Source organism: Paraburkholderia sp. EG286A (assembly GCF_040965375.1).
Taxonomy (GTDB): domain Bacteria; phylum Pseudomonadota; class Gammaproteobacteria; order Burkholderiales; family Burkholderiaceae; genus Paraburkholderia.
Genome location: NZ_JBFRCB010000001.1, coordinates 660,775 through 686,358 on the forward strand (window position 1 = coordinate 660,775; position 25,584 = coordinate 686,358).

The 25,584-nt window shown below is 63.2% G+C and carries 21 protein-coding genes; 19 read left to right on the forward strand and 2 right to left on the reverse strand.

All coding sequences use genetic code 11. The features are described from left to right. The first annotated feature begins 256 nt into the window (after positions 1 to 256). From AB4Y35_RS02990 to AB4Y35_RS03000, 3 genes are all read left to right on the forward strand, one after another. The gene (locus AB4Y35_RS02990) at positions 257 to 727 is read left to right on the forward strand and encodes a ribonuclease domain-containing protein (protein ID WP_368703263.1); all 471 of its coding nucleotides are present in this window, start codon (positions 257 to 259) and stop codon (positions 725 to 727) included. 206 nt (positions 728 to 933) lie between these two features. Then, positions 934 to 1,197, forward strand: coding sequence for a DUF4148 domain-containing protein (locus AB4Y35_RS02995; protein ID WP_368703264.1), 264 nt, complete (start codon positions 934 to 936; stop codon positions 1,195 to 1,197). A gap of 428 nt (positions 1,198 to 1,625) precedes the next feature. Then, positions 1,626 to 2,765 (forward strand): porin, encoded by a 1,140-nt coding sequence (locus AB4Y35_RS03000; RefSeq protein WP_368703265.1) that lies wholly within the window; start codon positions 1,626 to 1,628, stop codon positions 2,763 to 2,765. A 102-nt stretch (positions 2,766 to 2,867) separates the two neighbouring features. On the opposite strand, the gene AB4Y35_RS03005 is transcribed toward AB4Y35_RS03000, so the two are convergent. Continuing rightward, a complete protein-coding gene (locus tag AB4Y35_RS03005) occupies positions 2,868 to 3,881 on the reverse strand; it encodes an ABC transporter substrate-binding protein (protein WP_368703266.1) in 1,014 nt (337 codons plus the stop codon). Positions 3,882 to 4,078: 197 nt separating this feature from the next. Here AB4Y35_RS03005 and AB4Y35_RS03010 point away from each other — a divergent pair, with 197 nt between their 5' ends. From AB4Y35_RS03010 to AB4Y35_RS03080, 15 genes are all read left to right on the forward strand, one after another. Next, positions 4,079 to 5,029 carry a LysR substrate-binding domain-containing protein gene (locus AB4Y35_RS03010; protein WP_368703267.1) on the forward strand — a complete coding sequence of 317 codons (951 nt, stop codon included), beginning with the start codon at positions 4,079 to 4,081 and terminating at the stop codon, positions 5,027 to 5,029. A gap of 258 nt (positions 5,030 to 5,287) precedes the next feature. Next, complete coding sequence (locus AB4Y35_RS03015; RefSeq protein WP_368703268.1) at positions 5,288 to 6,328, forward strand: Bug family tripartite tricarboxylate transporter substrate binding protein; 1,041 nt, start codon at positions 5,288 to 5,290, stop codon at positions 6,326 to 6,328. Between the two features lie 69 nt (positions 6,329 to 6,397). Beyond that, entirely contained in the window at positions 6,398 to 7,252 is an 855-nt protein-coding gene (locus AB4Y35_RS03020) for an amidohydrolase (RefSeq protein ID WP_368703269.1), read from the forward strand. A gap of 56 nt (positions 7,253 to 7,308) precedes the next feature. Then, the gene (locus tag AB4Y35_RS03025) at positions 7,309 to 9,315 is read left to right on the forward strand and encodes a tripartite tricarboxylate transporter permease (RefSeq protein WP_368703270.1); all 2,007 of its coding nucleotides are present in this window, start codon (positions 7,309 to 7,311) and stop codon (positions 9,313 to 9,315) included. A 198-nt stretch (positions 9,316 to 9,513) separates the two neighbouring features. Then, entirely contained in the window at positions 9,514 to 10,044 is a 531-nt protein-coding gene (locus AB4Y35_RS03030) for a carboxymuconolactone decarboxylase (RefSeq protein ID WP_368703271.1), read from the forward strand. A gap of 92 nt (positions 10,045 to 10,136) precedes the next feature. Then, on the forward strand, positions 10,137 to 11,144 hold the full coding sequence (locus AB4Y35_RS03035) for a LysR substrate-binding domain-containing protein (RefSeq protein WP_368703272.1): 1,008 nt from the start codon (positions 10,137 to 10,139) through the stop codon (positions 11,142 to 11,144). 324 nt (positions 11,145 to 11,468) lie between these two features. Further along, on the forward strand, positions 11,469 to 12,440 hold the full coding sequence (locus AB4Y35_RS03040) for an ABC transporter substrate-binding protein (protein WP_368703273.1): 972 nt from the start codon (positions 11,469 to 11,471) through the stop codon (positions 12,438 to 12,440). Positions 12,441 to 12,471: 31 nt separating this feature from the next. Further along, positions 12,472 to 13,497, forward strand: coding sequence for an amidohydrolase family protein (locus AB4Y35_RS03045; protein ID WP_368703274.1), 1,026 nt, complete (start codon positions 12,472 to 12,474; stop codon positions 13,495 to 13,497). 22 nt (positions 13,498 to 13,519) lie between these two features. Beyond that, positions 13,520 to 14,368, forward strand: coding sequence for an amidohydrolase (locus AB4Y35_RS03050; protein WP_368703833.1), 849 nt, complete (start codon positions 13,520 to 13,522; stop codon positions 14,366 to 14,368). A 68-nt stretch (positions 14,369 to 14,436) separates the two neighbouring features. Continuing rightward, on the forward strand, positions 14,437 to 15,294 hold the full coding sequence (locus AB4Y35_RS03055) for an HpcH/HpaI aldolase/citrate lyase family protein (protein WP_368703275.1): 858 nt from the start codon (positions 14,437 to 14,439) through the stop codon (positions 15,292 to 15,294). Beyond that, positions 15,294 to 16,844 carry an acetolactate synthase large subunit gene (locus tag AB4Y35_RS03060; RefSeq protein ID WP_368703276.1) on the forward strand — a complete coding sequence of 517 codons (1,551 nt, stop codon included), beginning with the start codon at positions 15,294 to 15,296 and terminating at the stop codon, positions 16,842 to 16,844. Before AB4Y35_RS03055 ends, AB4Y35_RS03060 begins: the two co-directional genes overlap by 1 nt. Positions 16,845 to 16,904: 60 nt before the next feature. Beyond that, positions 16,905 to 17,798: a phosphate ABC transporter substrate-binding protein gene (locus AB4Y35_RS03065; protein WP_368703277.1), complete on the forward strand. Its 894-nt coding sequence runs from the start codon at positions 16,905 to 16,907 to the stop codon at positions 17,796 to 17,798. A 25-nt stretch (positions 17,799 to 17,823) separates the two neighbouring features. Continuing rightward, positions 17,824 to 19,122: an MFS transporter gene (locus AB4Y35_RS03070; RefSeq protein ID WP_368703278.1), complete on the forward strand. Its 1,299-nt coding sequence runs from the start codon at positions 17,824 to 17,826 to the stop codon at positions 19,120 to 19,122. 126 nt (positions 19,123 to 19,248) lie between these two features. After that, complete coding sequence (locus tag AB4Y35_RS03075) at positions 19,249 to 20,445, forward strand: MFS transporter (RefSeq protein ID WP_368703834.1); 1,197 nt, start codon at positions 19,249 to 19,251, stop codon at positions 20,443 to 20,445. A 511-nt stretch (positions 20,446 to 20,956) separates the two neighbouring features. Next, positions 20,957 to 22,546: an aldehyde dehydrogenase (NADP(+)) gene (locus AB4Y35_RS03080; protein ID WP_368703279.1), complete on the forward strand. Its 1,590-nt coding sequence runs from the start codon at positions 20,957 to 20,959 to the stop codon at positions 22,544 to 22,546. 139 nt (positions 22,547 to 22,685) lie between these two features. Here AB4Y35_RS03080 and AB4Y35_RS03085 read toward each other — a convergent pair whose 3' ends face one another. Beyond that, positions 22,686 to 23,849, reverse strand: coding sequence for a DegT/DnrJ/EryC1/StrS family aminotransferase (locus AB4Y35_RS03085; RefSeq protein WP_368703280.1), 1,164 nt, complete (start codon positions 23,847 to 23,849; stop codon positions 22,686 to 22,688). 164 nt (positions 23,850 to 24,013) lie between these two features. On the opposite strand from AB4Y35_RS03085, the gene AB4Y35_RS03090 reads away from it, so the two are divergent. Next, positions 24,014 to 25,546 (forward strand): methyl-accepting chemotaxis protein, encoded by a 1,533-nt coding sequence (locus tag AB4Y35_RS03090; RefSeq protein WP_368703281.1) that lies wholly within the window; start codon positions 24,014 to 24,016, stop codon positions 25,544 to 25,546. Positions 25,547 to 25,584: the final 38 nt, after the last annotated feature.

The following is a 25,584-nucleotide window of genomic DNA, read 5'->3' on the forward strand; positions in this document are numbered from 1 at the left end:
GCAGTTGAAGTGCGGAACACCACGCAGTTGAAGTGCAGGGCAACACGCAGTTGAAGTACCGCGTCATTCAGGCATCATGTGATTGCAAGTCCAGGCCGCTTACATCGGAACGGGTGTGAGCGGCCGCCGCGCATCGGCCGGGGTGTCGTGTACCGAATGCCCGTTTCCGGCCGAACATTGATTCGCTGCGCCATTAGCGCTACCTTTACGTCTATCCTGGTCGTCGAGTTCCAATCAACGCGGGGAGAGTCGTTTCGTGAAGAGAGCGTGGGTTTTCCCTTGCGTCGTCGCCATGAGCGCGATCCTTGGCGGATGCGGCAAGGAGAGTTCGCGAAACGCCACCGAGGCGTCGGGCGCCTCCGCGAGCCAGGCGCCGGGTCAGCCGGCGCAGGGCGCAAGCGGTACTCCCGCCGCATCGGGCACGCAAGCGCCTGGCGCGCTGGGCACCGTCACCAAGACACAGTTGCCGGGCGAAGCGGCCGAGACACTGCGGCTGATCAAGGCGGGCGGCCCCTTTCCTTTCGCGGACGACGGCGTCCTGTTCCGTAATACGGCGCAATTGCTGCCGAAGCATCCGCGCGGCTACTACCACACATACACGGTGCGCACCCCGGGCATGACGGATCGCGGGCAGCGCAGGATCGTATGCGGCGGACCGCGCAAGCAGACCAGCGACTGCTATTACACCGACGACTACTACGTCAGTTTCAAACGCATTGCCGAATAAAGGCGAATCCTGATCCTCGTAGTTGACGACGCCTTGCGGCCTCTCGCCTCCGCCTGCCGCCATGCCCCGCCGTGGCTTAACGAAACACTCAACGCGTCGGCGTTTTAATTCAATAGTCTAAGTATTTACCCTGGTGTCGAATACTAACTTCGTTGCTGCAGCAAACGCTGCGGCCAAACCGAAGTTAGAAGGGTAAGAACATGAACATGTCGATCAAAGCCGTTTTCGTCACCGCCGTCGCTCTGCTTCCCGCGCTCGCATTCGCGCAGTCGAACGAGCCGCTCACTCGCGAGCAGGTTCGCGCGCAACTCGTAGAACTCGAAAAGGCTGGCTACAATCCGCTCGCCGATTGCACGGGGGAATGCCCGGAAGGCCTGCTCCGTGCCGAGGCGCGCGTCGCGCAACAACGGGCCAATGCAAACGCGGGCTATGGTCCCGGCTTGAATGGCACGGTCGAGTCCGGGAAATGAGCGGGTATCACGCTGACCGCAGCTTCACCGCCACGCCTTAACACTACGCGCAAACGTCCGGAAAGATTCAAAGACTGGCTGGCGGTGATGCACCAGAAAAAATTCGGTTCCCTAAATAACTATGCGATGCATTCTCACTGTCTCAGGATCCATTCAGGGACGAACGTACGTGCGAAGATTTGATTGAAGCCTATGCACAGGCACGCGCGTTCAGACTCCATCGCCATACGACATCCCCTCGCACAGCGCGAACTTTAACCGTTCACTCAATCGCTACGCTTTTTTTCTCAATAGACCTGCAGCGGCGCGCTGGCAAAATTTCGTTGCGTTACAAAGAAACCTAAAAGCTGGCCCACACCGAGACAGTGACTGATTTCAGTTTGCTGCCAAGGCGAATCGAGGCCCAATACAAGGAGACAGCAACGATCATGAAGTACACGACCGCAATATGTGCGTGCGCGGCGCTGATGAGCATTGCGCCGACGTGGGCACGAGCTGAAGACGAGAGCGCGGCCGAGAGTCAATCCATGGGTGCCAGCTCGGTCACCATGTACGGGTTGATCGATCAGGGGGTGGAGTACGTCAACAACGTGGCCCAGGGTAAGCATGCGACCACGCACACCGTTCGCACGGGAGATGGGACGGCCACGTCCTACTTCGGGATTCACGGTATCGAAGATATCGGCGGGGGCACGAAGGCCATCTTCGATCTGCAGGGCGGCTTTCAGCCGAACAATGGCGCTTCCCGGCAGGGCGGACGCCTGTTCGGACGCCAGTCGTATGTGGGTCTCGACGGGCCGTACGGTCGTCTGACGTTCGGTCGCCAGTACACGATGCGCTTTTTCGCCACCTCGTTCATCAATCCATTCGGCACCGGTGCGCAGGGCCTGACCACGCTGGATAACGGCATCGCCAATGCGCGTGCCGACAACTCCGTGAGCTACCGCTTTTTCCTCGGCAGCCTGGAGGGTGGCGTGAACTATAGTTTCGGACGCGATGCCGTGGCCGGAAGCGGTGCTGCCGCCTCGAATTGCCCCGGCGAAACCACCCCTTCAAACGAATGCCGCGAATATTCGGCAATGCTCAAGTACGACGCGCATACCTGGGGCGTGGCAACTTCCTATGAGCGCAACTACGGGGGCACGTCCGCGACATGGGGCGGTCTCACGTCGCCGAAACTCACGGACAGCCGTTTCACGTTGGGCGGTTACTTCAAGATCAAGGACGCGAAGTTCGGCTTGGGCTGGATCCGGCGCGATGACGAAGGCATCGCGACACCCAAGAGCAACCTGTTCTGGGTGACCGGCATCGTGCCCGTGACGCCCTTCATTTATGTGGACGGCATGGTGGCGGATCTCAAATACGATCATTCGCACAACAGCGCGCTGGTGTTCGTCTTGCGCGGCGAATATTTCCTGTCGAAGCGGACGTTCCTCTACCTGACGGCCGAGCATATTCATAACGACGGCAACCTCGCGCTCGCGGCGACGACCATTACGCCCGTGCCCACGCCCCCGGTTGGCGGCTCGCAGATCTCCGTCATCGCCGGTATCCGGCACACGTTCTAACGCACAGAGCAGGTCACACGCAGAGCCGTTGCATCAAGTGAACCCCGAAGTCCGGATCGTCGATCCGGTCTTTGGGGCTTTTTTTATGGGGGAAGCCGGAACTCAGGCGTGCAGTTGCGCGGCTGCATTGGCGGCCGACATGTCGGCCACGGCGTCGAACGGCTGCTTCTGCTGCAGGATGCCGAGACCGATGTACATGTCCTGCAGATAGCCGATGTCGTCGCTCGTGAGCGTCAGGTCTTTCGAGTAGGGGCGCTGCGTCTCGTTGAACGTCCAGATCGCCTGGGCCGATGCCTTGTCGAACTTCTTTTGCGCGTGCTTGCGCGCTTCGAAGAGGGCATCGCGCGAGGCCGGCGACATCAGGAATTCGTAGAGCGCGCCGTAGGCCGCCATCACGGCGACCATGCCCTCATGCTTGTCGCGGATCGCGGAGTTCGAAGCATAGGCGGTCTGGAAAATGCATTGGGGTAGCGCTTGCCACATGTTGGCGTCGTCGAGTACCACGAGCCCGTCGCGATCGTTCAAATGCGAAATGCTGGAGCAGCAGGCGTCGACTTCGCCCTTGACGACGGCTTCATGGCACGCGTCGTTGCTGCCTTTATCCACGAAATTGACCTGCGTAGCGTCGATCCCTCTTTCTTTCATGAGCTGCAGCATCAGCGAATGCAACAAGCCGCGAGCCGGGCCGACAGCAACCGTCTTGCCCTTCAGGTCGGCGAGCGTATGGATGCCCTCGGGCCTCGCGAAGACCGTCAGTGCGCATTTCTTCATGCCTGCGCCGACGATCTTGACGTTCGCGCCGCGTGCGATGCGCGACAACACCAGGTTGTAGCCGGAGACCATGCAGAGGTCCCCGTCGCCGGCTGCGATGGCATTGAAGGGGCCCGTTGCGCCGGGGATCTCGACGATCAGCGCATTCACGCCGAATTGCCTGAAATAGCCCAGTTCGTCCATCAACGCATTGAGCGTGGCGTTCTCGAGCCCAGGGTTGCTGACGATGCGGAGCTGCGAGGAAGCGCCGCGCGCGAGATAGGGCGCGGCGAGCCCGGCGGCAGCGATGCTCAGGCCGAGAACGCCGGCGCTGCGCAAGAAGCCGCGTCGAGTGAGGGTTGTCATCAGGTGTCTCCCTATGCCGGTTGAGCCGGCTAGTCGTTGTGATGGATTCGACAGTCGCCGCGGGCGCGGCAAAAGACAGGGAATGCCGTATGCGCAATGACGCGCAGCGTGATCCTGCCTGCGAACCCGACCGTGCGGCAATTGAGTAAAATGGCCACAGGCTTAACCAGATCGTAAAACGGGGAGAGGTACGCGACGTGTCGGCGCTTGACTGGTACTTGCAGATCAACCTGAAGGCACGGCATTTGCACCTTCTCGCGGCAATTGATACCTACCGCAATCTCACACAGGTGGCAGATGTTACCCATGTGACGGTGCCTGCCGTCTCGAAGGCGCTCGCCGAACTCGAGCGCGGGCTCGGTCTCACGCTGTTTTCCCGCACCGCGCAAGGCCTCGTGCCCACGCCCTATGGCGACTGCCTGATTCGCCACGCGCGGGAAATGCTGACCATCCTCCATCAGGCGCGCGACGAGTTAAAGGCGCTGAGTTCCGGCGCCGAGGGCAAGGTGCATATCGGCATGCTGCCGGCTTCGGCTTCTGTATTGTTGCCGCAGGCGCTGGGCCTGTTGAAGCAGCGTTCGCCCGGCACCAATGTGGTGGTGATCGAAGGCACGACGGCCTCGCTGCTGCCCGAACTCTGGCAGGGCAAGCTCGATCTGGTCGTGGGCCGTCTGCCGGCTCCCGATACGCTCGGCAGCTTCGAGGAGAAGGAACTGCTCGAGGACCCCGTGACGCTCGTGACGGGGCGCCACCATCCGTTGGCGCGCAAGAAGCACCTCAAGTGGGAGGACCTGCATCCGTATCCGTGGATCCTGCCGCCACCCGGCTCGATATTGCGTGACCCGCTGGAGCGCGCGCTCGAAGTGCATGGCGTGCCGCTCACGAGCAACTACATCGAAACGCTGTCGATTCACGTCGTGCGCGCGCATCTGCAGGTCTCCGATTTCGTCGCGGTGATGGCCGACACACCCGCCAACGACCCCACCCAGCCGCTCCATACGCTGCCGTTGAGCCTGCCGCGGCTGCTGCGCCCGGCAGGCGTGCTGTGGAACCGCAATCGGGGCCTCACGCCGAGCGCGCAACTCATGGTGTCGTGCCTCGAAGAGGCGGCACAGCATCTTGACGCGAAGAGCCACGCCGAGCCGTAAGCGTCTTTCGAACGATCGTGCCCTCCGCCCGCAATCCCATGCGGGCGCCTCCCCAGCCTTAACCCCTCGCAAGCCTTAACCGTTTGCTCAAACCTCGGGCATATTTTCTCAATTCATTCCCTCTCGACGGGCTGGCAGAATTTCACTGCGTTCACTCGATGTTGAACGCAGACGTCGCGATTCACGCTACGGGACTGCAATGGTCTCAGGCTTGCCACGACGGCGCATCGCGAAACATGACCGGAGACAGGGACGACCATGAAGTTCACGACCGCAATACGCGCTTGCGCGGCGCTCATTTGTTTTGCCGCGATGGCGATTGCCGGACCCGCATATGGTCAATCGGTCGAAGACTTCTATCACGGCAAGATCCTGACCATCGTCGTGAGCGCCGACGCCGGCACGCCGACCGACATCATCGCGCGCCAGTTCGCGCGCTTCTTCGTGAACTACATTCCCGGCAAGCCCCGCGCGGTGGTGATGAACGTGGTGGGCGCAGGCGGGATGGTTGCGGCCGCATCGCTTCAGACCCGCCAGCCGAATGACGGCACCGTGATCGGCTTCCTGCAACGCAATAACCTCTATATTCCGCTGCTCGATCCGCGGCAGAACCGCTTCGATCCGCGCAAGGTGCGGTGGCTCGGCAGCCTCAACAAGGTCCAGTACTGCATCGTTTCCATGACGCGCTCCGGCGTCACCACGGCGGACGATCTCACGAAGAAGAAGATGTATATCGGCGCGACGGGCTTCGCGAACGAGGACAGGACACTGCCCGCGCTGCTCGACGAGTACCTGGGCGCAAAGATGAGCATCGTGCCGGGCTACACGGGGCGCGGTGAAGTGTATCTCGCGATGCAGCGCGGCGAAGTCGACGGCTGGGCCTCGACGATCGACGGCCTGCAGCAGGGCGAGCCGGTGCGCATGCTCGCCAACGGCAAGATGAAGGTGTTGCTGCATCTCGGCTGGAACAGTCCGGCGCCCTTTACCAACGTTCCCAACCTGAGCACCTATATCACCGATCCCGACGTGAAGGCGCTGTTCAACCTGTTCCTGCTGCCGTTCAATGCGGGGCGGCCGATCGCGGTGCCGCAGGGCGTGCCTGAGGATCGTCTGGATGCGCTGCGCGCGGCCTTTGCGAAAACGATCGCGGATCCCGCGTTCATCGAGGCCATGAAACGTTCAGGCTACCCAATCGATCCGATCGACGGCAGCGCGGTGGAACAGATCGTCAGCAAGCTGTACGCGACGCCCCAACCGCAGATCGAGAGCGCACGCAAGCTCATTTTCAGTTCGCACTGAACACACCGAAACAGAGAACGTCATGAACCTGCGGGTGCGTGACAGTCGTTCACCGAGAGGTTAAATCGCATGACACCCGAAATCATCGACATTCATCCCCATATCATCTCGACGGATACGGTTCGTTATCCTGTCGCTCCGCAGCACGGTCATCGCTCGAAGTGGTCTGCGACGCGTCCGGTCACGTTCGAGCAGCTGGTCGCCGAGATGGACGAGGCCGGCGTTGCGAAGGCGGCGATCGTGCATTCGTCGACGACTTACGGCCACAACAACGGGTATGTGGCCGACAGCGTGGCGCAAGATCCGAAGCGATTCACCGGTGTCTATTCATTCGACGTGATGGCGCCCGACGCATTGAAGACCTTCGATCACTGGCTGGCCAACGGCATGGGCGGCATCCGGCTCTTCACCGGCGGCGCGACGCATCAGACCGATGGCAGCTGGCTCGTCGATCCCGCGACCTTCCCGATCTGGGAGCGCTGCGCCGAAATCGGCATGACCATGGTGGTGCAGACCACCCCTGAGGGCTTGTCGATGGTGGCCGAACTGGCCACGCGTTTTCCCACAGTGAAGATCGCGCTCGATCACTGCGGCAGACCCGATCTCGAAGACGGCCCTCCCTACGCGCGCTGCGCGGCGCTGTTCGATCTGGCGAAGTACGACAACGTGTACCTGAAGATCACGCCGAAAACGTTCGATCTCGCGCAGGCGGCGCCGGGCGGGGCAGAGGCGTTTTTCCCGCAACTGGTGAAGGTGTTCGGCGCGGATCATCTGGCCTTCGGCTCGAACTATCCGGCTTCCGCAGGTCCGCTGAAAACATTGATCGAGCAGGGCAGCGCATGTTTCGCGGCGCTGAGCGAGGAAGAGCGCGCATGGGTTTGGGGCCGCACGGCGAAGGTGCTGTATCCGTCGCTTGCCGACTGAAGTCGACTGAGCGCGCAACGAGGTCGAAGACTCCGGCCATTTCATCAGGATGACGCATGGAATTTTTCAACGACGCAACGGTAATGGCAGCAGGCCATGCGCTGTCGACGCTTCTGCAATTCAACCGACTGATCTTCCTCGTATTCGGCGTCATGGTCGGACTGGCGATCGGATTGCTGCCGGGCATCGGAGGGCTGACGGGCTTTGCATTGCTGGTGCCGTTCACCTACACGATGGACCCGTATGCGGCGTTCGCCATGCTGCTCGGCATGGCGTCGGTCATTACGACTTCGGACGTGATTCCCGCCGTGCTGTTCGGCGTGCCGGGCCATGCCGCTTCCCAGGCGACCGTGCTGGATGGGTTGCCGATGACGAAGCGCGGTGAAGCGTCGCGCGCGTTGAGCGCCTGCTATACGTCCTCGTTGATGGGCGGTTTGATCGGCGCCATCATCCTGGCGATTTCGCTGCCGCTGGTGCGCCCGTTCGTTCTCTCGATCGGCACCCCCGAAATGCTGGGGCTCACGATATTCGGCGTGTCGATGGTGTCGGCGCTGTCGGGCAACGCGCCGCTCAGGGGCGTGGTCGCAGCGTGCTTCGGCATTCTCGTCGGCATGATCGGCACCAATGTCGAGACCGGACAAATGCGCTGGACGGGCGACCTCCTTTACCTGCAGGACGGCATTCCGCTGGTGCCGATCATTCTCGGCATCTTCGCGCTGCCCGAGTTGTGCGAACTCGCGATCCGCCGTACCGCTATCGCCGACAACGTGCAATTCAGTTCGCGCGAGGGCATGCGGCAGGGCGTGATCGACAGTCTGCGCAACTGGTTCCTCGTCCTGCGTTGCGGCGGCCTCGGCGCGATCCTCGGGGTCGTGCCGGGCATCACGGGCGCGGTGACGGACTGGATCGCCTACGGTCACGCGCTGCAGACCTCGAAGGGTGCAAAGGAATCCTTTACGACGGGCGACGTGCGCGGCGTGATCGCGCCGGAAGCGGCGAATAACGCGCGCGAAGGCGGCAGCCTCGTGCCGATGCTGTCGTTCGGCGTGCCGGGCGGCGCCGCGCAGGCCATTTTGCTCGGGGCGATGATGGTGCACGGGTTCATTCCCGGCCCCGACATGCTGACCAGGCATCTGGACTTTACCTATTCGATGGTGTGGTCCATCGCGCTTGCCAATATCTTCGGCGCGGGCCTGTGCTTTTTGCTCAGTGGGCAATTCGCGAAGATTTCGACGCTGCGCTACACGTTGATCCTTCCGGTCATCATGCCGATCATCTACGTCGGCGCTTTCCAGGGCTCGCGCAGCTGGGGCGATCTGTTCGTCCTGCTGATCGCCGGGGTGATCGGCTGGACCATGAAGCGCTTGCGTTGGGCGCGGCCGCCGCTGATCCTCGGTCTCGTGCTCGGTACGCTGATGGAGCGCTACATGACGATCTCCTTCGTGCGCTACGGCACGGACTGGCTCACGCGCCCGGTCGTCATGGTGCTGCTCACGCTCGCCGCGCTGGTCTTCTTCAAGCCGTTGTTCAACGCGCTGCGCAGCGGCGGCCTCGCGCGCATGCGGCCGAGCGGCAAGATCGTTCTGAAGCTCGAAGACCTGGTTTATGTGTTCTTCATCGGCATCGGGGTCTACATGCTGGTGACGGCGCAGAGCTGGTTGCTGATGGCGAGGATCGGACCGACGGTCATTGCGAGCATTCTCGTCATCGCCGGCACGCTCAGTCTCGCCTACAAGGTGTTCGTCATCCCGGCGCAGGCAGGCGCGGCGAAGGCCGACGGTGGCATTCACATGGACGTATCGAGCGACCACGGCGAAAAGCTCTCGAACAAGGTGACGCTGATCCGCGCCGCCCGGTTCTTCGGCTGGTTCGTGGCATTCCTTGTATGCATGTCGCTAATCGGCATGATTCCCACAGTGCCGATCATGATCGTGGCGTTCATGCGCATAGAGGGCGGCGAGTCGTGGAAGCTCAGCCTGATTCTCGCGGCTTGCGTGACGGCGCTCATCTACGGCGTGTTCGACCAGATCATTCATATCCCCTGGCCGAGCAGCCTCTTTTAAAGCGGCGATCGAGACGATGCGAGAGGGTGCCTTGCACAAGTGCCACTTCCGGTTTCTTTGGCGGACGCACGACAACGAGATTCGATGGGTTTGTCGTACATGCGGTGTGCTACTGCTTCGCGGAAAACTCTACGAGCCATTGTGAGCGCTAGCGCGCGGCACGCTGCGAATTCATATTGAACATGGGAAGGAACTGGAATGACGAAGAACCGGCTTGAACGTATCGATCCGGAGAAGGCCACGGACGATCAGAAGAAAGTGATTGCGCGACTCGGCGAGGGGCGAGGGCGTATCCCCACACCGTTCAACATCTGGCTGCACAACCCGAACCTCGCTGGCGGGATGGAGATCATCGGCACGCACGTCGATCGTTCGCCCGTGCTCAGCGAGGCCGAAAGCGAGGTGGCGATTCTGTCGACCGCCGTCTTCTGGAATGCGCCCTATGTGATCGCCAATCATCGCCGGCATGCGTTGAAGGCAGGCGTACCCGAGACCGTGGTCGCGGCGATTCTGGAGAAACGCCGGCCCGAGGCAGGCGACGATCGCTTTGGCCTCGTCTGCGATGCGGTCTGCGACATCCTTGCGGGCGGCGCGATCGACGACGCGCGTTTCGACCGCTACGACGCCGGACTCGGCCGTGCGGTGATTGCGGAACTGCTAGTTACCGTGGGTTACTTCACCTCGATTTCGCTTGGCATGACGCTGCACGCGCTCGAGCCCAAGGACTGACCTGAAGGATCCGGCGGCGAACGCGCTCAACGGTCGTTCGCCGCCCTGGAATACTGCTTTAACGAGCTGGTGAAACCGCGGAGGACCACGACGTGTCCGCTCTCGACTGGTACCTGCAGATCAACCTGAAGGCGCGGCACCTGCGCCTGCTCGTGACGATCGACACATACCGCAACCTGACCCAGGTGGCCGACGTCACCCATGTGACCGTGCCTGCCGTCTCGAAGTCGCTGGCCGAACTCGAACGGGGTCTCGGCCTCACGCTGTTTGCACGTACGGCGCAGGGACTCGTACCGACGCAGTACGGCGATTGCCTGATTCGCCACGCGCGCGAAATGCTGACCATCCTGAATCAGGCCCGCGACGAATTGAAGGCGCTCAGTTCGGGTACCGAAGGCAAGATCCATATCGGCATGCTGCCCGCCTCGGCCTCGGTGCTGCTGCCGCAGGCGCTGAGCCTGCTGAAGCAGCGCTCGCCGGGCACCAACGTGATGGTGACGGAAGGCACGACAGCGTTGTTGCTGCCCGAACTCTGGCAAGGCCATCTCGACCTCGTGGTGGGCCGCCTGCCGCCACCCGATACGCTCGGCAGCTTCGAAGAGAAGGAACTGCTCGAGGAACCCGTGACGCTGATGACGGGCCGCCACCATCCGCTGGCCCGCAGAAAGTCGCTCACATGGTCGGATCTGCGTCCCTTTCCATGGATACTGCCGCCACTCGGCTCGATACTGCGCGACCCGCTGGAGCGCGTGCTCGAAGCGCATGATGTGCCGCTGACCAACAACTACATCGAGACGCTCTCGATTCACGTTGCGCGTGCGCATCTGCAGATTTCGGACTTCATTGCGGTAATGGCGGGCACGCCGGGTGGCGATACGGCCCAGCCGCTTCATACGCTTCCGTTAAGCCTGCCCCGCCTGCTGCGGCCGGCGGGCGTGCTGTGGAATCGCAATCGCGGTTTGACGCCTAGCGCGCAACTCATGGTGTCGTGCCTCGAGGAGGCTGCAGAGCGGCTCAGAACGGGGGCAGGGACAGCAGCGCGAGCGATGGTGCAGTCGGTCAAGCCCGGCCGGCCACAGCTGCCTACCGAGACGCATTGAGACGCACTAAGACGCATTGAGCGGCCTGAAAAGCCGCCCTTAGCCATTCGCTCAACATAACCGAAGCCTCAATCTCGAAGCCGAGCCTCGAGGCGCATTTACTCCTTCGATCCAGGCCCGTCACGGCATCCAGCCATTGCGTTCGCCGGGACCTTTACCGAATGGTTAAGTCACCCGCAGGTTAATTCAATAGACGGAAAACCGGCGCGGAAAGATCATCTAGCCAACGAGATCACCTGAGCAGCCACGCCGCTTTCCCGCAATGGGCATGCAGCAGCGACGCGAAGCAGGTTGAATCGATTGTCCAGGTCCAAGGAGACTAAATTGACCAAGAAAGTCCACCTCAAGCTCGCGATCGCCGAGCATCCGCACACCGCTGCCATCCGTAACGGCTCCATTCCGATCGAAGGCGTCGACGCCGAATTCATCACGGTTCACCCGCAAATCGGCGCGTTCCGCCGCATGGTCCGCGACGTCGAATTCGACGTGTGCGAACTGGCGCCGACCACGTACATCATCGCGCGCGCCTATGGTGCGCCTTTCGTTGCGCTGCCGATCTTCGTGGTCCGCCGCTTCCATCACTCCGGGCTGCTGGTGCGTCCGGATGCCGGCATCAAGACGCCGAAGGACCTCGAAGGCAAGAAGGTCGGCGTGCGCGCCTATTCGGTGACGACCGGCGCATGGACGCGTCAGGTGCTGATGGACGAATTCGGTCTCGATTCGTCGAAGGTGACGTGGGTGGTCGACGACGAAGAGCACGTCACGCAACTCGAGCTGCCGCCGAACGTGATTCATGCGCCGGCCGGCACCTCGCTCGCCGAGATGATGGCCAAGGGCGAACTCGTTGCGGGCTTTCATGGCAACGCGGGTATCGGCCGCACCGGCGACCCGACGGGCGGCTGGAAGGAAGTCGAGGCCAACTACCCGGACCTGTTCCCGAACGCCGGCGAACTCGAAGCCGAGTACTACGCGCGCACCGGCGTCTACCCGATGCACGGCACCATCGTCGTGAAGGATTCGGTGCTGGCCGAGCATCCGTGGGTCGCGAAATCGATCTACGACGCGTTCGACAAAGCCAAGAAGGACTGGCTCGCGAAGCTCGACGCGGGTGAACTGACCGACAAGAAGAACAAGAAGTACGTAGAACTGCAAAAGATCGTTGGCCGCGACCCGCTGCCCTACGGCATCGAGGAAAACCGCAAGACCATCGAAGCGCTCGAAGCGACCGCGTTCAAGCAGGGCCTCACGCCGCGCCGCATGAGCATGAACGAACTGTTCGTCGATCCCCGCGCCTGAATGGTGCGCTGAACTCCGCACGGAAGAAAACATGATCATCGATTGTCACGGTCACTTCACGACCGTTCCCGCCTCGTTCCGCGACTGGCGCGCCAGGCAGATCGCCGCTGCCAACGATCCGGCCAACGCGCCGCCGCTTGCGGGCGCGCACGTCAGCGACGACGAGATCCGCGAAGGCGTCGGCAACGGCCAGTTGCGCCTGCAGAAAGAGCGCGGCGGCGACCTCACGCTGTTCTCGCCGATCGCCGGCCTGATGAGCCACCACCTCGGCAACGAGCGCACGAGCCTCGAGTGGGCCGAGGTCTCGAACGATCTCGTGCGCCGCGTGTGCGACATCTACCCGGACAACTTCGCGCCCGTCTGCCAGTTGCCGCAGTCGCCGCTCGCGCCGCCGAAGAACTCGGTTGCCGAACTGCGCCGCTGCGTCGAGGAAATGGGCTTCGTCGGCTGCAACCTGAATCCGGACCCGAGCGGCGGCTACTGGACCGGCAAGCCGATGACGGACCGCGAGTGGTATCCGCTCTACGAGGCGCTGTGCGATCTCGACGTGCCGGCCATGATCCACGTCGCCGCTTCGTGCAACGCGTGCCATCACGGCACCGGCGCACATTACCTGAACGCCGACACGTCGGTTTTCATGCAGCTGCTGCAGGGCAACGTGTTCAAGGACTTCCCGACGCTGCGCCTCGTGATTCCGCACGGCGGCGGCGCGGTGCCTTACCACTGGGGCCGTTACCGCGGCATGTCGCTGGAGATGATGGACCGTCCGCTCGAAGGACTGCTGAACAACATCTTCTTCGACACCTGCGTGTATCACCACCCGGGCGTGGAGCTGCTCACCAAGGTCGTGCCGACGAGCAACGTGCTGTTCGGCTCGGAAATGATCGGCGCCGTGCGCGGCCGCGATCCGAACACCGGCGAGTACTTCGACGACACCAAGCGCTACGTCGACGCCTGCACGGCACTGAGCGACGCGGACCGCCACGCGATCTTCGAAGGCAATGCACGCCGCGTCTATCCGCGCCTCGACGCGCACCTCAAGGCCAAGGGTCTGTAACGAAGCCGATAGCTGAACGGACATCATGAACTTCATCGACATTCATCCTCACATCATCTCGGACGATGAGAAGCGCTACCCGCCCGCGCCGCTGTTCGGCAAGCGCTCGGACTGGTCGCAGGAGCGCCCCAACACCGTCGAGGCGCTGATCAAGGCGATGGACGAAGCCGGCGTTTCGAAAGCCGCTGTCGTGCATTCGTCGACGACCTACGGTTTCGACAACAGCTACGTCGTGGACGGCTGCAACCAGTACAAGAACCGGCTCGTGGCCGTGGGCTCCGTGGACATGCTGGCCGACGACGTGCCTGCCGTGATCAAGGGCTGGGCCGACAAGGGTCTTGCCGGCCTGCGCATCTTCACGGGCGGCTCGACCAAGGACTTCGATCCGAGCGAGCTGGACAATCCCAAGTCCTTCAAGGCATGGGAAATGCTCGCGGAACTGCAGTTGCCGATGTGCATCCAGACGGGGCCGATCGGTCTGCCCCAGGTGCGCATGCTGGCGGAGAAGTTTCCGGGCGTGAACATCATTCTCGACCACCTTGGCCGCCCCGACGTGCTCGACGGCGCGCCGTACGCGAATGCCGCGAGCCTCTTCGCGCTGGCCGATCTGCCGAACCTCTACATGAAGCTCACGCCGCGCATTTTCGGCGACGTGAAGAAGGAAAAGGCCAGCGCAGAGACGTTCTTCCCGCGCGTGGTCGAAGCCTTCGGCGCGCAGCGCATGGCATGGGGCTCGAATTTCCCGACCTCGCCCGGCAAGCTCGGGGAGATTCTTGCCACGGCGGAAGAAGGGCTCGCTTGCCTCGGTGCGGAAGACCGCGCCTGGATTTTCGGCAAGACCGCACAGAAGCTGTACCCGGCTCTAGCCTGATCGAACATTGCCAACCGCGCGTGCGCCGCGACTGCCGCGGCGCCGCGCAGCGAGAAAGAGAGATTCGCATGTCCACTAATCGTCTGAACAGCATCATCCGCGCGTTCGAGTCGGGCAAGGCCGCGCATGCGGCCTTCGCCAAGCTCGACAAGCAGACCGCCATCGAAATGAGCGATTCGCCCTATGACGGGCTCGTCTTCGAGATGGAGCACAACCCGTACGACGTGGCCGCGCTCGGCGACGCGCTGCAATACATGCTCAGCCGCAAGCAGATCGCCGAGTCCGCATCGGTGGCGCCGAAGGTCACGCCGATTGCGCGCATTCCCGCCAATGGCGTGGAGATGAACCAGAGCTTTGCCAAGCAGGTGCTCGATCGCGGCGCCTACGGCGTGATCTGGCCGCACGTGGCGACCGTCGAGCAGGCGTATAACGCGGTGGCGTCGTGCCGCTATGCACGGCCGAAGCACGCGCCGCTGTACGAGCCGAAGGGCGTGCGCGGCGACGGTCCGGCCAACGCGGCGCGCTACTGGGGCCTCAGCATGGCCGACTACTACAGGAAGGCCGACGTGTGGCCGCTCGTGCCCGAAGGCGAGATTCTCGTGGGTCTGATGTGCGAGAGCACGCAGGCGATCGAGAACCTCGACGACATGCTCGCGAATGTGCCCGGCATCGGCTTCATTCTCATCGGTGAAGGCGACCTGAGCCAGGAACTGGGCTTTCCGCGCCAGTACGAGCACCCCGAAGTCATCGACGCCATGCGCCAGATCGTCGAGACCTGCAAGAAGCACAACGTGATCGTGGGCCACCCGCACGTCACGGCCAAGAATCATCGGCGCCTCTCGGAAGAGGGCTACCGCTTCCTGATGTCGGCGCCGCAGCGCACGTACGGCGTGGTCGGTCTCGCTCGCGATATGGCAGGCTACTGATGAACGGCGCCGAAAGTCTCGTCGCGACCCTCGTCGATCAGGATGTCGACATCTGTTTTGCGAATCCCGGCACTTCGGAGATGCACTTCCTGGCGGCCCTCGGCAACAACCCGGGGATGCGCAGCGTGCTGTGCCTGTTCGAGGGCGTCGCCACGGGGGCGGCCGACGGCTGGTACCGGATGAAGGACAAGCCGGCCTCGACGCTGCTGCACCTGGGCCCCGGTCTTGCGAACGGCCTCGCGAACATCCACAACGCGAAGCGTGCGTCGTCGGGCATGGTCAATGTCGTGGGCGAGCATTCGGTGTCGCATCTCAAGTATGACCCGCCGCTCACCTCCGATATCGAGGGCCTCGCGCGGCCGCTGAGCCACTGGGTGCGCCGCGCCGAATCGGCGGACACCATCGCGTGGGACACGGCGCAAGCCGTGGCCAAGGCCAGCGAGCACCCGGGGCAGATCGCCACCTTGATCCTGCCGGGCGACACCTCGTGGCAGCGCACGGAAGCGGAGCCGGTGCTGCCGCCGGCGGCCGTGACGCGTCGCAAGACGCCGGGCGCCGCGCGTATCGAACATGTCGCGCGGGTGTTGCGCTCCGGCGAGCCGACGCTGTTCATTCTCGCCAACAAGGCGACGCGCGGCGCGGCGCTCGAGAAGGCCGGCCGTGTGGCCTCGGCCACCGGCGCGCGGCTGGGCTCGCAGTTCTTCACCGCACGCATCGAGCGCGGCGCGGGCCGCGTGCCCATGGCGCGTATTCCGTACGCGGTGCCGCAGGCCATGGCGTTTCTCAAGGACTTCAAGCACATCGTCACGGTCGAGACCACCGAGCCGGTGGCCTTCTTCGCCTACCCGGACAAGCCGAGCCTGCTCAAGGCCGAGGGCACGCTGGTGCACGCGCTGGTCGAGGCCGACGAGGACAGCGAACTCGCCTTCGACATGCTGCTGCAGGCACTGGGCGCCGCCGATGCGACTGCGCTCTTGCAACCGCGCATCGAAACCCCGGTGCCGACGGGCGCGCTCAATCCCACGAGCATCGCCCATGCGCTGGCTGCCGCCTTGCCAGAGCACTGCATCGTCGTCGATGAATCACTCACCACGGGCCGTGAATCGATGAGCCTGACCATGGGCGCGCGGCCGCACGATCTCATCAACAACATGGGCGGCTCGATCGGGTATTCGACGCCCGTGGCAACCGGCGCGGCGCTCGCGTGCCCGGACCGGCGCGTGTTCTGCATGGTCGGCGACGGCAGCGCGATGTACACGATCCAGTCGCTGTGGACCCAGGCGCGCGAAGGGCTGAACGTCACGACGATCATCTTCGCCAACAACAGCTACGCGATTCTCAAGGCCGAGTACGCCAACATGGGCGCGGGCACGCCGGGCGAACGCGCGCTCTCGATGATCGACATCGACAAGCCGCGCATCGACTGGCTCGCGATGGCGAAGAGCATGGGCGTGCCGGGCAAGGCCGTCGAGACGGCCGAGGACTTCTACAAGGCGATGGTCGATTCGACCCGCGAGCCGGGTCCGTGCCTCATCGAGGTGCGGCTGTAATTCGGCTTTCGTTCGGCATTAACACGCGATTTCAAGAAACAAGCATAAGGAGAGACATTCATGACAACGACGCTGACTGGCGTGCCGACGTTGCGCACCAATCTGGCCGAATACGCGGTGACGAAGGCAATGCGCGATGGGCGCGTGGCGTCGGATCTCGTGACGCTGGACTTCTGCGGGCCGACCCCGGCGCACAACGGCTTCAAGGCCATGGTGCGCGAGAACAAGTTCGATGCGGGCGAACTGGCGATCGTCACGTTCCTGCAGGCCAAGGCCTATGGCAAGCCCTACGTCCTGCTGCCGGCGCCGATTTCGGGGCGCTTCCAGCATCACTGCGCGGGCTTCAACATCGACTTCGGTCATCTGGATCCCAAGGATATCGAAGGAAAGAAGGTCGGCGTGCGTACCTACACGCAAACGACCGCACTCTGGATTCGCGGCATCCTGCGCCATGAATACGGTGTGGATCTCGACAAGGTGACCTGGATGACGCTGGGCGACGGGCATCTGGCCGAGTACAACGATCCGCAAAACTGCCAGCGTCTGCCGGCCGGATCGTCGATTCCGGAGATGATGCTCGAGGGCGAACTCGCAGCCGCGCTGCTCGGCGAAGACATGCCGAAGGACGAGCGTGTGCGCACGCTGGTGCCGGACGCGCATGCCGCCGCGAAGGACTGGTTCGCGCGCACCGGCGTCGTGCCGATCAACCATATGTTCGTGGTGCATGAAGATCTGTCGAAGGCGCGCCCGGACATCGTTCGCGAACTCTATCGCATGGTCGCGGAAAGCCGCTCGCTCGCCGAAGGCGTGCCGGCCATTTTCCCGCCGATCGGGCTGGAGGCGAACCGCAAGGGGCTGCAACTGGCGGTCGATTGGGCGCTCGACCAGAAGATCATTCCGCGCCGTCTCACGGTCGACGAGTTGTTCGACGACGTGACCGGCAGCCTGGGCTGAGCCAGGCAGTCATCGGAGACGACGGGTGGAGATCACAGTACGAAAAGCGGCGCGCACGGAGAATCGCTGGGGCATTCTCGTGCTGCTCGCGCTCGGTCTGATGATCTCCTTCGTAGACCGAACGAGCATGTCGGCGGCGCTCGCGGATCGTCACTTCGTGCACGAATTCGCGCTGACGCACGTCGAGCGCGGCTGGCTCGGCTCCGCCATGTTCTGGTCTTACGGGTTGTTGCAGATGCCCATGGGCTGGGTGGTCGACCGCTATGGCGTGAAATGGCCTTATACGGTCTGCTTCCTGCTGTGGTGTCTCGCGGCGGCGGCAACGGGTGTCGTGACGACACTGTCCGCGCTGATTCTCGTGCGCCTCTTGATCGGCGTTGCCGAGGCGGTGGTGGTGCCCGCCACCTATCGCTATCTCGCCAATAACTTCGACGAGGCGCACAAGGGCACGGCGCTCGGCATCTACTCGATTGGCGGCAAGATGGGCCCGGCGCTCGGTGCGCCGATCGCGGCGTGGCTCATCGCCGTCAGCTCGTGGAAGACCATGTTCGTCGTGACGGGTCTTGCCGGCCTGGTGTGGCTGCTGCCGTGGCAACTGATGCTCAACAACGATTTCCCGTCGAAAGCCGAGCTTGCGGTGGCGAAGCGCCGGGCGGCCTCGGTGCCGCTTCGCAACCTGCTGTCGAGCCCGGTGGTGTGGGGCGGGCTGATCACCAACTTCTGCTACAGCTATTTCGTGTTCTATTGCATGACGTGGATGCCGGCGTATCTGGTGGAGCAGCGCGGGCTCTCGCTGCGGCAGTCGGGGCTGTATACCTTCTTCAGCTTTGCTGGCATCGCGGTCGTGGCCGCGTTGGCGGGGTGGGCCGCGGACCGGTTGATCGCGCGAGGCCATGACGCGGTCGTAGTGCGCAAGTCGTTTATCGTGGCCGGCTTTATCAGCGGTACGACGGTGTTAATGGGCGCCTATGCGCGCTCGCCGCAAATGGCGTTGTTCTGGAATATCGTGTCTCTTTCATTGCTGGGCCTCGTGACCGCGAACAACCTCGCGCTCGTCAAGCTCACCTTGATTCCCAAACCGGCGGTGGGCCTGAATACGGGCTTGCAGCAAGTGGCCACCAGTCTTGCGGGTGGCGTATCCGCCAGTCTTTCCGGCTGGTTGCTTCATGTCGGGCGCAGCTACACGCTGCCCATGCTGGCCATTTTCGTGTTTCTCATTCTGGGCGCGACGAGCACCGTGGTGTTGCTCCAGCGGAAATGGGCGCCGAAAGTCAACGAGAGCGAGCCCGAAGCGCAGCACCCGGACAGGATCGGCCTTCCGTAGCCTCTGCTTTATGCCAGAAGAAGTTTCTAAAAATCACCTGCACGTGGACCACGTGCATGGCTGGAAGTCCTTATGAGCCACGCTAACGAAACGTCCCCGCCGGCGCTGGAGGCGTCGACCGGCATGATGCCCTTGCTGCGGCACGCATCGCTCACGCGCTTCCTGATCGCGCGCGTCGGTTCCATCACCGCCCAGCAGATGCTCATGCTCGCGATCAGCTGGCATATGTACGACCTCACATCGAGTGCGTGGTATCTCGGTCTCGTCGGACTCTTTCAGTTCATTCCCGGGCTCGCGACTACGCTGGTCGCCGGGCATTGCGCCGATCGCATGCATCGCGGCCAACTGGTCGCGATCTGCCTCGCCGCCCAGGCGGCCATCGGCACCATGCTCGCCGTGTCTTCCATGACGCACGCAGTGACTCGCGAACTGCTGCTGGGTCTCTCGCTCGTGCTTGGCGCCATCCGGCCGTTTCAGATGTCGGGTCAACAGGCACTGTTGCCGATGCTCGTTCCGCAGCGCCTGCTGGCAAGGTCGATGGCGCTCAGCACCGTCGTGCAGCAGGTGTGTGTCATAGCGGGGCCGGCGTTGGGCGGCTTGCTGTTCGCAACCGGCGTGAACGCGCTCTATTTCACCTGCGCGGCGCTCTTTTGCGTGAGCGCCGCCATGTATGCCCTGATACGTTACGACCACGTGGCGCCGCCGCGGGAGCCCGTGACGGCCGACACCGTGTTTGCCGGCCTGCGCTTCGTCTGGAGCCATCCGCTCTTGCTCGGCGGGATTTCGCTCGACCTCTTCGGCGTCTTGTTTGGGGGCGCCACGGCGCTCCTGCCGGTCTACGCGAAAGAGATTCTGCACGTCGGGCCGCAAGGTCTGGGCTTGCTGCGCTGCGCGCCTGCGGTGGGCGCGCTCTGTGTCGGGCTCATGCTATCGCGGCGTGCGATCGGCAGCGGGGTCGGCAGGAAACTGCTCATCGCCGTCGCGGTGTACGGCGCTGCGATTGCGGCGTTTGGGATTTCCCGCTCGTTTCCTGTCTCGCTGCTTCTGCTGGCGATATCGGGCGGCGCCGACACGATCAGCGTGGTCGTTCGCCAGACGCTCATTCAGCTGGAAACGCCGGACCGCATGCGTGGACGCGTCGCGGCCGTGAACACGCTTTTTATCGGCGCAAGCAATCAACTCGGCGAATTCGAATCCGGTCTGACGGCGACGGCATTTGGTGCGGTTGGCTCGGTTGTTCTCGGCGGATGCGCAACCATTCTCGTGAGCGCCGCGTGGAGTCAGTTGTTCAAGCCGCTGGCCAGACGCGAAACGCTGCATTGACGGCACCGTGCACACCGTACGTTAACCCTTCGGTTAAACCCTCAACGATTAACTTCAATGGACGAGATGCGGCCCGCAACCGATGATGATCCTACCGTCCTGACTTCCCCCGTTGAAGCCAGCCAGATCGGATCGTTTGGTGTTGGCGCACGAACGAAATTGCTGCGTAAAGCTTTGTGGATTCGCCAACACGTCCGCGAAGCGCGGAGACGCTTATGAGCGGTCAGCGCACATCCCTTCGCGCCCTGGTCAACGACTGGTTTGGAAATGGGGAAAATCTCAGCGTCACGCGACCCGGTCGCTCGACGAAGATGCCGTGGCGGGCAGTACAGGTCGAAGTCGCACGTTCGTCTGGAACGTTCGCGATCGTCTTCTTCCGACACCATGATGGCTCATGGTGCGTCTATCCACCTCCCATTGCCCGGCCTGTAGTTAACTGGCTATTCAACTAGCCGCCGAGCGGGCGCCAAGGCGAAGAACAACTACACACAACGCGTTCCAGGAAATCGACATGACTATGAATGGCGACATGCTTATCGGCTTCTCTTCGGTGCGAGGCACCGAGGGCGAGCAGCGGGCATTCAATCCGGCCAGCAACTCGGAAATCGCAGACCCGGTGTTCGGGATGGGCGGCTCTGCCGAGGTCGAGCGAGCGGCTTCACTCGCAGCCGCTGCTTTCGACTCCTACCGAAATGCCCCGCTCGCACAGCGCGCGGCTTTTCTCGAGGCCATTGCCGAGAATATCCTCGCGCTCGGCGACGAACTGATCGAACGCGCGCAAGCCGAGACGGGGTTGCCTGCCCAGCGCCTTCAAGGCGAGCGGGCACGCACGGTCGGACAGTTGCGTCTGTTTGCCAAGGTCGTGCGGGATGGCCACTTTCTCGCCGCCACGATCGATCATGCGCAGCCCGCGCGCGAGCCGCTGCCGCGTGCGGATCTGCGCCTGGCAAAGGTGCCGTTGGGTCCCGTTGCGGTGTTCGGCGCGAGCAACTTCCCGCTCGCATTTTCGGTTGCGGGAGGGGACACGGCCTCCGCACTGGCTGCGGGTGCACCCGTCATCGTGAAGGCGCACAGCGCGCACCTGGGCACGTCGAAGCTCGTAGGCTGCGCAATCCAGAAAGCCGTCAAGGAACAGGGCCTGCCCGAGGGCACGTTTTCGCTGCTGTTCGGCGCCGGTCGCAAGCTGGGCGAAGCGCTGGTCTCGCATCCGGCAATCAAGGCGGTCGGCTTCACGGGTTCGCGGCAGGGCGGACTCGCGCTGATGCGGCTCGCGAACGCGCGTCCCGAGCCGATTCCCGTGTACGCGGAGATGAGCAGTATTAATCCGGTCTTTCTGTTCCCGCACGCGCTCGCGAACCGGGCGGAGGCGATCGGCAAGGCGTTCGCCGATTCCCTGACCATGGGCGCCGGTCAATTCTGCACGAACCCGGGCCTCGTGCTCGCCGTGGACGGTCCGGACCTCGACCGCTTCGTCGAGGCGGCGGGAGCGGCGCTGGCCTCGAAGCCGGCCCAGACGATGTTGACGCCCGGCATCTTCGACGCCTACTGCAGCGGCAAGCAAAGCACGGGCGCCGTGGCGGGCGTGACGAAGGTGGCAGAGGGCGAGCCCGCCGGTGAGCGCGCGAATGCCGCGCAGGCGGCGCTCTATGTGACCGATGCGGCGCGCCTGCTTGCCTCGCCGGAACTGGAGGCCGAGATGTTCGGTCCGGCCTCCGTCGTGATCCGTGCGCGAGATTTCGGCGAACTGCTCGAAATCGTCGAGCATCTCGAAGGACAACTGACCGTTACGCTGCAAATCGATGCGGCCGATCTCGCCGATGCGAAGCGCCTCTTGCCCGCACTCGAACGCAAGGCCGGACGCATTCTGGCGAATGGCTTCCCGACCGGTGTCGAGGTTTGCCATGCGATGGTTCACGGTGGCCCCTATCCATCGACTTCGAATGCGATGTTTACGTCGGTGGGGGCCGCCGCGATCGACCGCTTCCTGCGTCCTGTCTGTTATCAGGACTTGCCGGATAGCCTGCTTCCCGACGCGTTGCAGGCAGCCAATCCGCTGGCTGTCTGGCGTCTGGTCGATGGCGCACCCGTTGCACCGGTGTAACAGGCGCGTACGGCGGCAGCCGTTCGCGAGGTAACGCAAAGCCGTCAAGCCGGCTTGTGAAAGGGCGATGCAACTGTATAGCGGCATCGCCCTTTCTTTGCGACGTTTCAATGCACACCAGGTTCGCTGAATGCGCAACTCACCTGGCAAACTTCTCGCAGATATCGTTCACGGCGCTGCACACGCGCGCTACGTCGGCTTCGGTCATCTGCGTGAAGAGCGGCAGCGTGACCGTGCTTGCGCCAAAGCGCTCCGCGTGCGGGAACATGCCCGTCTTGAAACCACGCTCGCGGTAGAGCGTGAAAAGATGAATGGCGGGGTAGTGCGCGCCCGAGCCGATGCCGCGTTCCTTCAATTCGGCCATGAAGCCGGCTCGATCGATGGTGAGCTGGTCGAGTGGCAGTGTGATCTGAAACATGTGCCAGTTGCTGTTGGCGAAATCGGCGAGTGGCAGGCCCATGCCGAGCTTAACCGCCGCGCCGCCCTCGAGGCGTGCGAAGTACGCGCGCGCGAGGGCGCGCCGCTGCGCCGTGAAGCGCTCGATGTGCTTGAGCTGACCGAGCCCGACGCGCGCGGCGACATCGGTAAGGTTGTACTTCCCGCCGAGCACGTCGCAGTCCATACCATCGAAGCCCGTGCGCGTAATGCCTTGCAGACGGTATTTCTGCGCGAGCACGGCTTCAGCCTCGTCGTTGAGGACGAGTGCGCCGCCTTCGATCGACGTGAGGTTCTTGTTGGCGTGGAAGCTGAACGAGACGATGTCGCCGATCGCTCCGATGCGCTTGCCGTTCCAGCTCGAGCCGAACGCCTGCGCGGCGTCCTCGATCACGCGCAGCTTGTGCTGGCGGGCGATCGCGTAGAGGCGGTCCATGTCGACGGGCAGGCCGGAGAGAAAGACCGGGATGATGGCTTTGGTCTTCGGCGTGATGGCGGCTTCGAGCTTGTCGAGGTCGATGTTGCGTGTAACAGGATCGATGTCGGCGAACACGGGTGTCGCTCCTACCTCGTAGATCACGTTGCTCGTGGAAACCCACGACGCGGGCGTAGTGATGACTTCATCGCCCGGGCCCACGCCGGCAATGCGCAAACCGGTTTCGAGCGTCGCCGTGCCCGAGTTGAAGGTGCGCACGGGACGGCCACCGCAGTATTCGGAGAGCGCCGCTTCGAACGCCTGGTTCTGCGGGCCGGTCGTGATCCAGCCCGAGCGCAGCACGTCGACGACGCCCTGGATGGTCTCCTCGTCGATTTCGGAGCGCACGAACGGCAGGAACGGAAGGGACGACTGCGAAGATGACTGACTCATGAATGCTTGACTCGTTGTACTGAAAAATGAAATGAGGTGCGCGGTGGTTCGCGAGTGAATGTCCCGGCGATTCGCGCTTTCGTCCAAAGGCATGACCGCAATTGTCCGTTACTCTCGACCGTGGAGACAATCCCCTTAAAAAAGGGGTTTTTACAAGGTGATACATGAAACTGGTCCATCAACTTCCGCTGGCGCTGGGCGCCGCGTTGCTGGTCGCTTCGGGGGCGGGGCTATTCGGCGTATTGCAGATGAACCGTGCGGCGCACACCTATGAGCGGCTCGTTTCGGTCGACGATGCACAGGCGCGCGAGGTGGACGACGCGCTGGTCGCATTCAAGAACCAGGTGCAAAACGGCAAGGATATTCTGGTGCGAGGCAAGGACCCCCAGCAATTCAAAAAGTACTGGGGCGCATTCCAGAAATACGAGGACACAGCTCAGACCATAACGGAAAAGCTTGCACGCGAATTGCCGCCCGGTGACGCGCGCGAAAAGATCGAGCGCTTCAACGCGTTGCACAAGCAGATGGGCGCATCGTTTCGCGCGGCGCTCGGAAAGTTCGAAGCGTCGGGCTTCGATATCGGCGTCGGCGATCGCGCAATCGACGGCATCGACCGCGATTCCGCCATTACGCTGCGCGAATCGGGTGAGGCGATCGTTGCACGGACCACCGCTGCCATCGCGCTGGCAAAAGCACGGCAACGACGCGCCATGGTGGCGAGCGTGAGCGTCATGGCGATCATCGTGCTTGCGGGTGTCGCGGCTGCATTGAAATTCTCGCGCGCGATCACGCGCAAGCTCGGTGGCGAGCCCGACGACGCGCGCGAGGCCGCCCGCCAGATCGCGAGGGGCAACCTCAACGTCGACTTGCATCTGCGCCCCGGCGATACCGACAGCCTCATGGCCGCCATGCACGCGATGACGGTGGCGCTCGCGGGCATCGTCGAGCAGGTGCGCACGAGCAGCGACGCCATCGCGACCGGGTCGGCGCAAATCGCGTCAGGCAACGCGTATTTGAGCCAGCGTACCGAGGAGCAGGCGAGCGCCCTGCAGGAAACCGCGGCGTCGATGGAGCAGTTGAGCGCCACCGTGAAGCAGAACGCCGCGAATGCGCTCGAGGCCAGCGAACTGGCGACCGGCGCATCGTCGATTGCGGTCGAAGGGGGAAACGTCGTTGGATCCGTGATCGAGACGATGAGGGGCATCAACGAGGGTTCGCGCAAGATCGGCGAGATCATCGGCATCATCAACGACATCGCGGCGCAGACCAATATTCTCGCGTTGAACGCGGCGGTGGAAGCGGCGCGTGCGGGCGAGCAGGGCCGTGGCTTTGCCGTCGTCGCGACGGAGGTGCGTTCGCTTGCGAAACGCAGCGCGCAGGCTGCCCACGAGATTCGCGGATTGATTACGTCCAGCGTGGAGCGTGTCGATCAAGGCAGCGCACTCGTCGACGAGGCAGGCGCGACGATGACGCAGGTTGTCGCCGCGATTCAGCGCCTGAGCGTGCTCGTCGCCGAGATCAGCCATGCGAGTGCGGAGCAGAGCACCGGTGTCGGGCAAGTCGGCGAAGGCGTCACCCAGATGGATCAAACCACTCAGCAAAATGCGGCGCTGGTCGAAGAGAGCGCCGCTGCTGCCGAGAGCCTGAAACACCAGGCGGCCAATCTTGTCGACTGCGTCGCGCAATTCAGGCTTTGAGGAAGCTTTGAAGCGCGAATGGCGGCGCCACGAAGCGG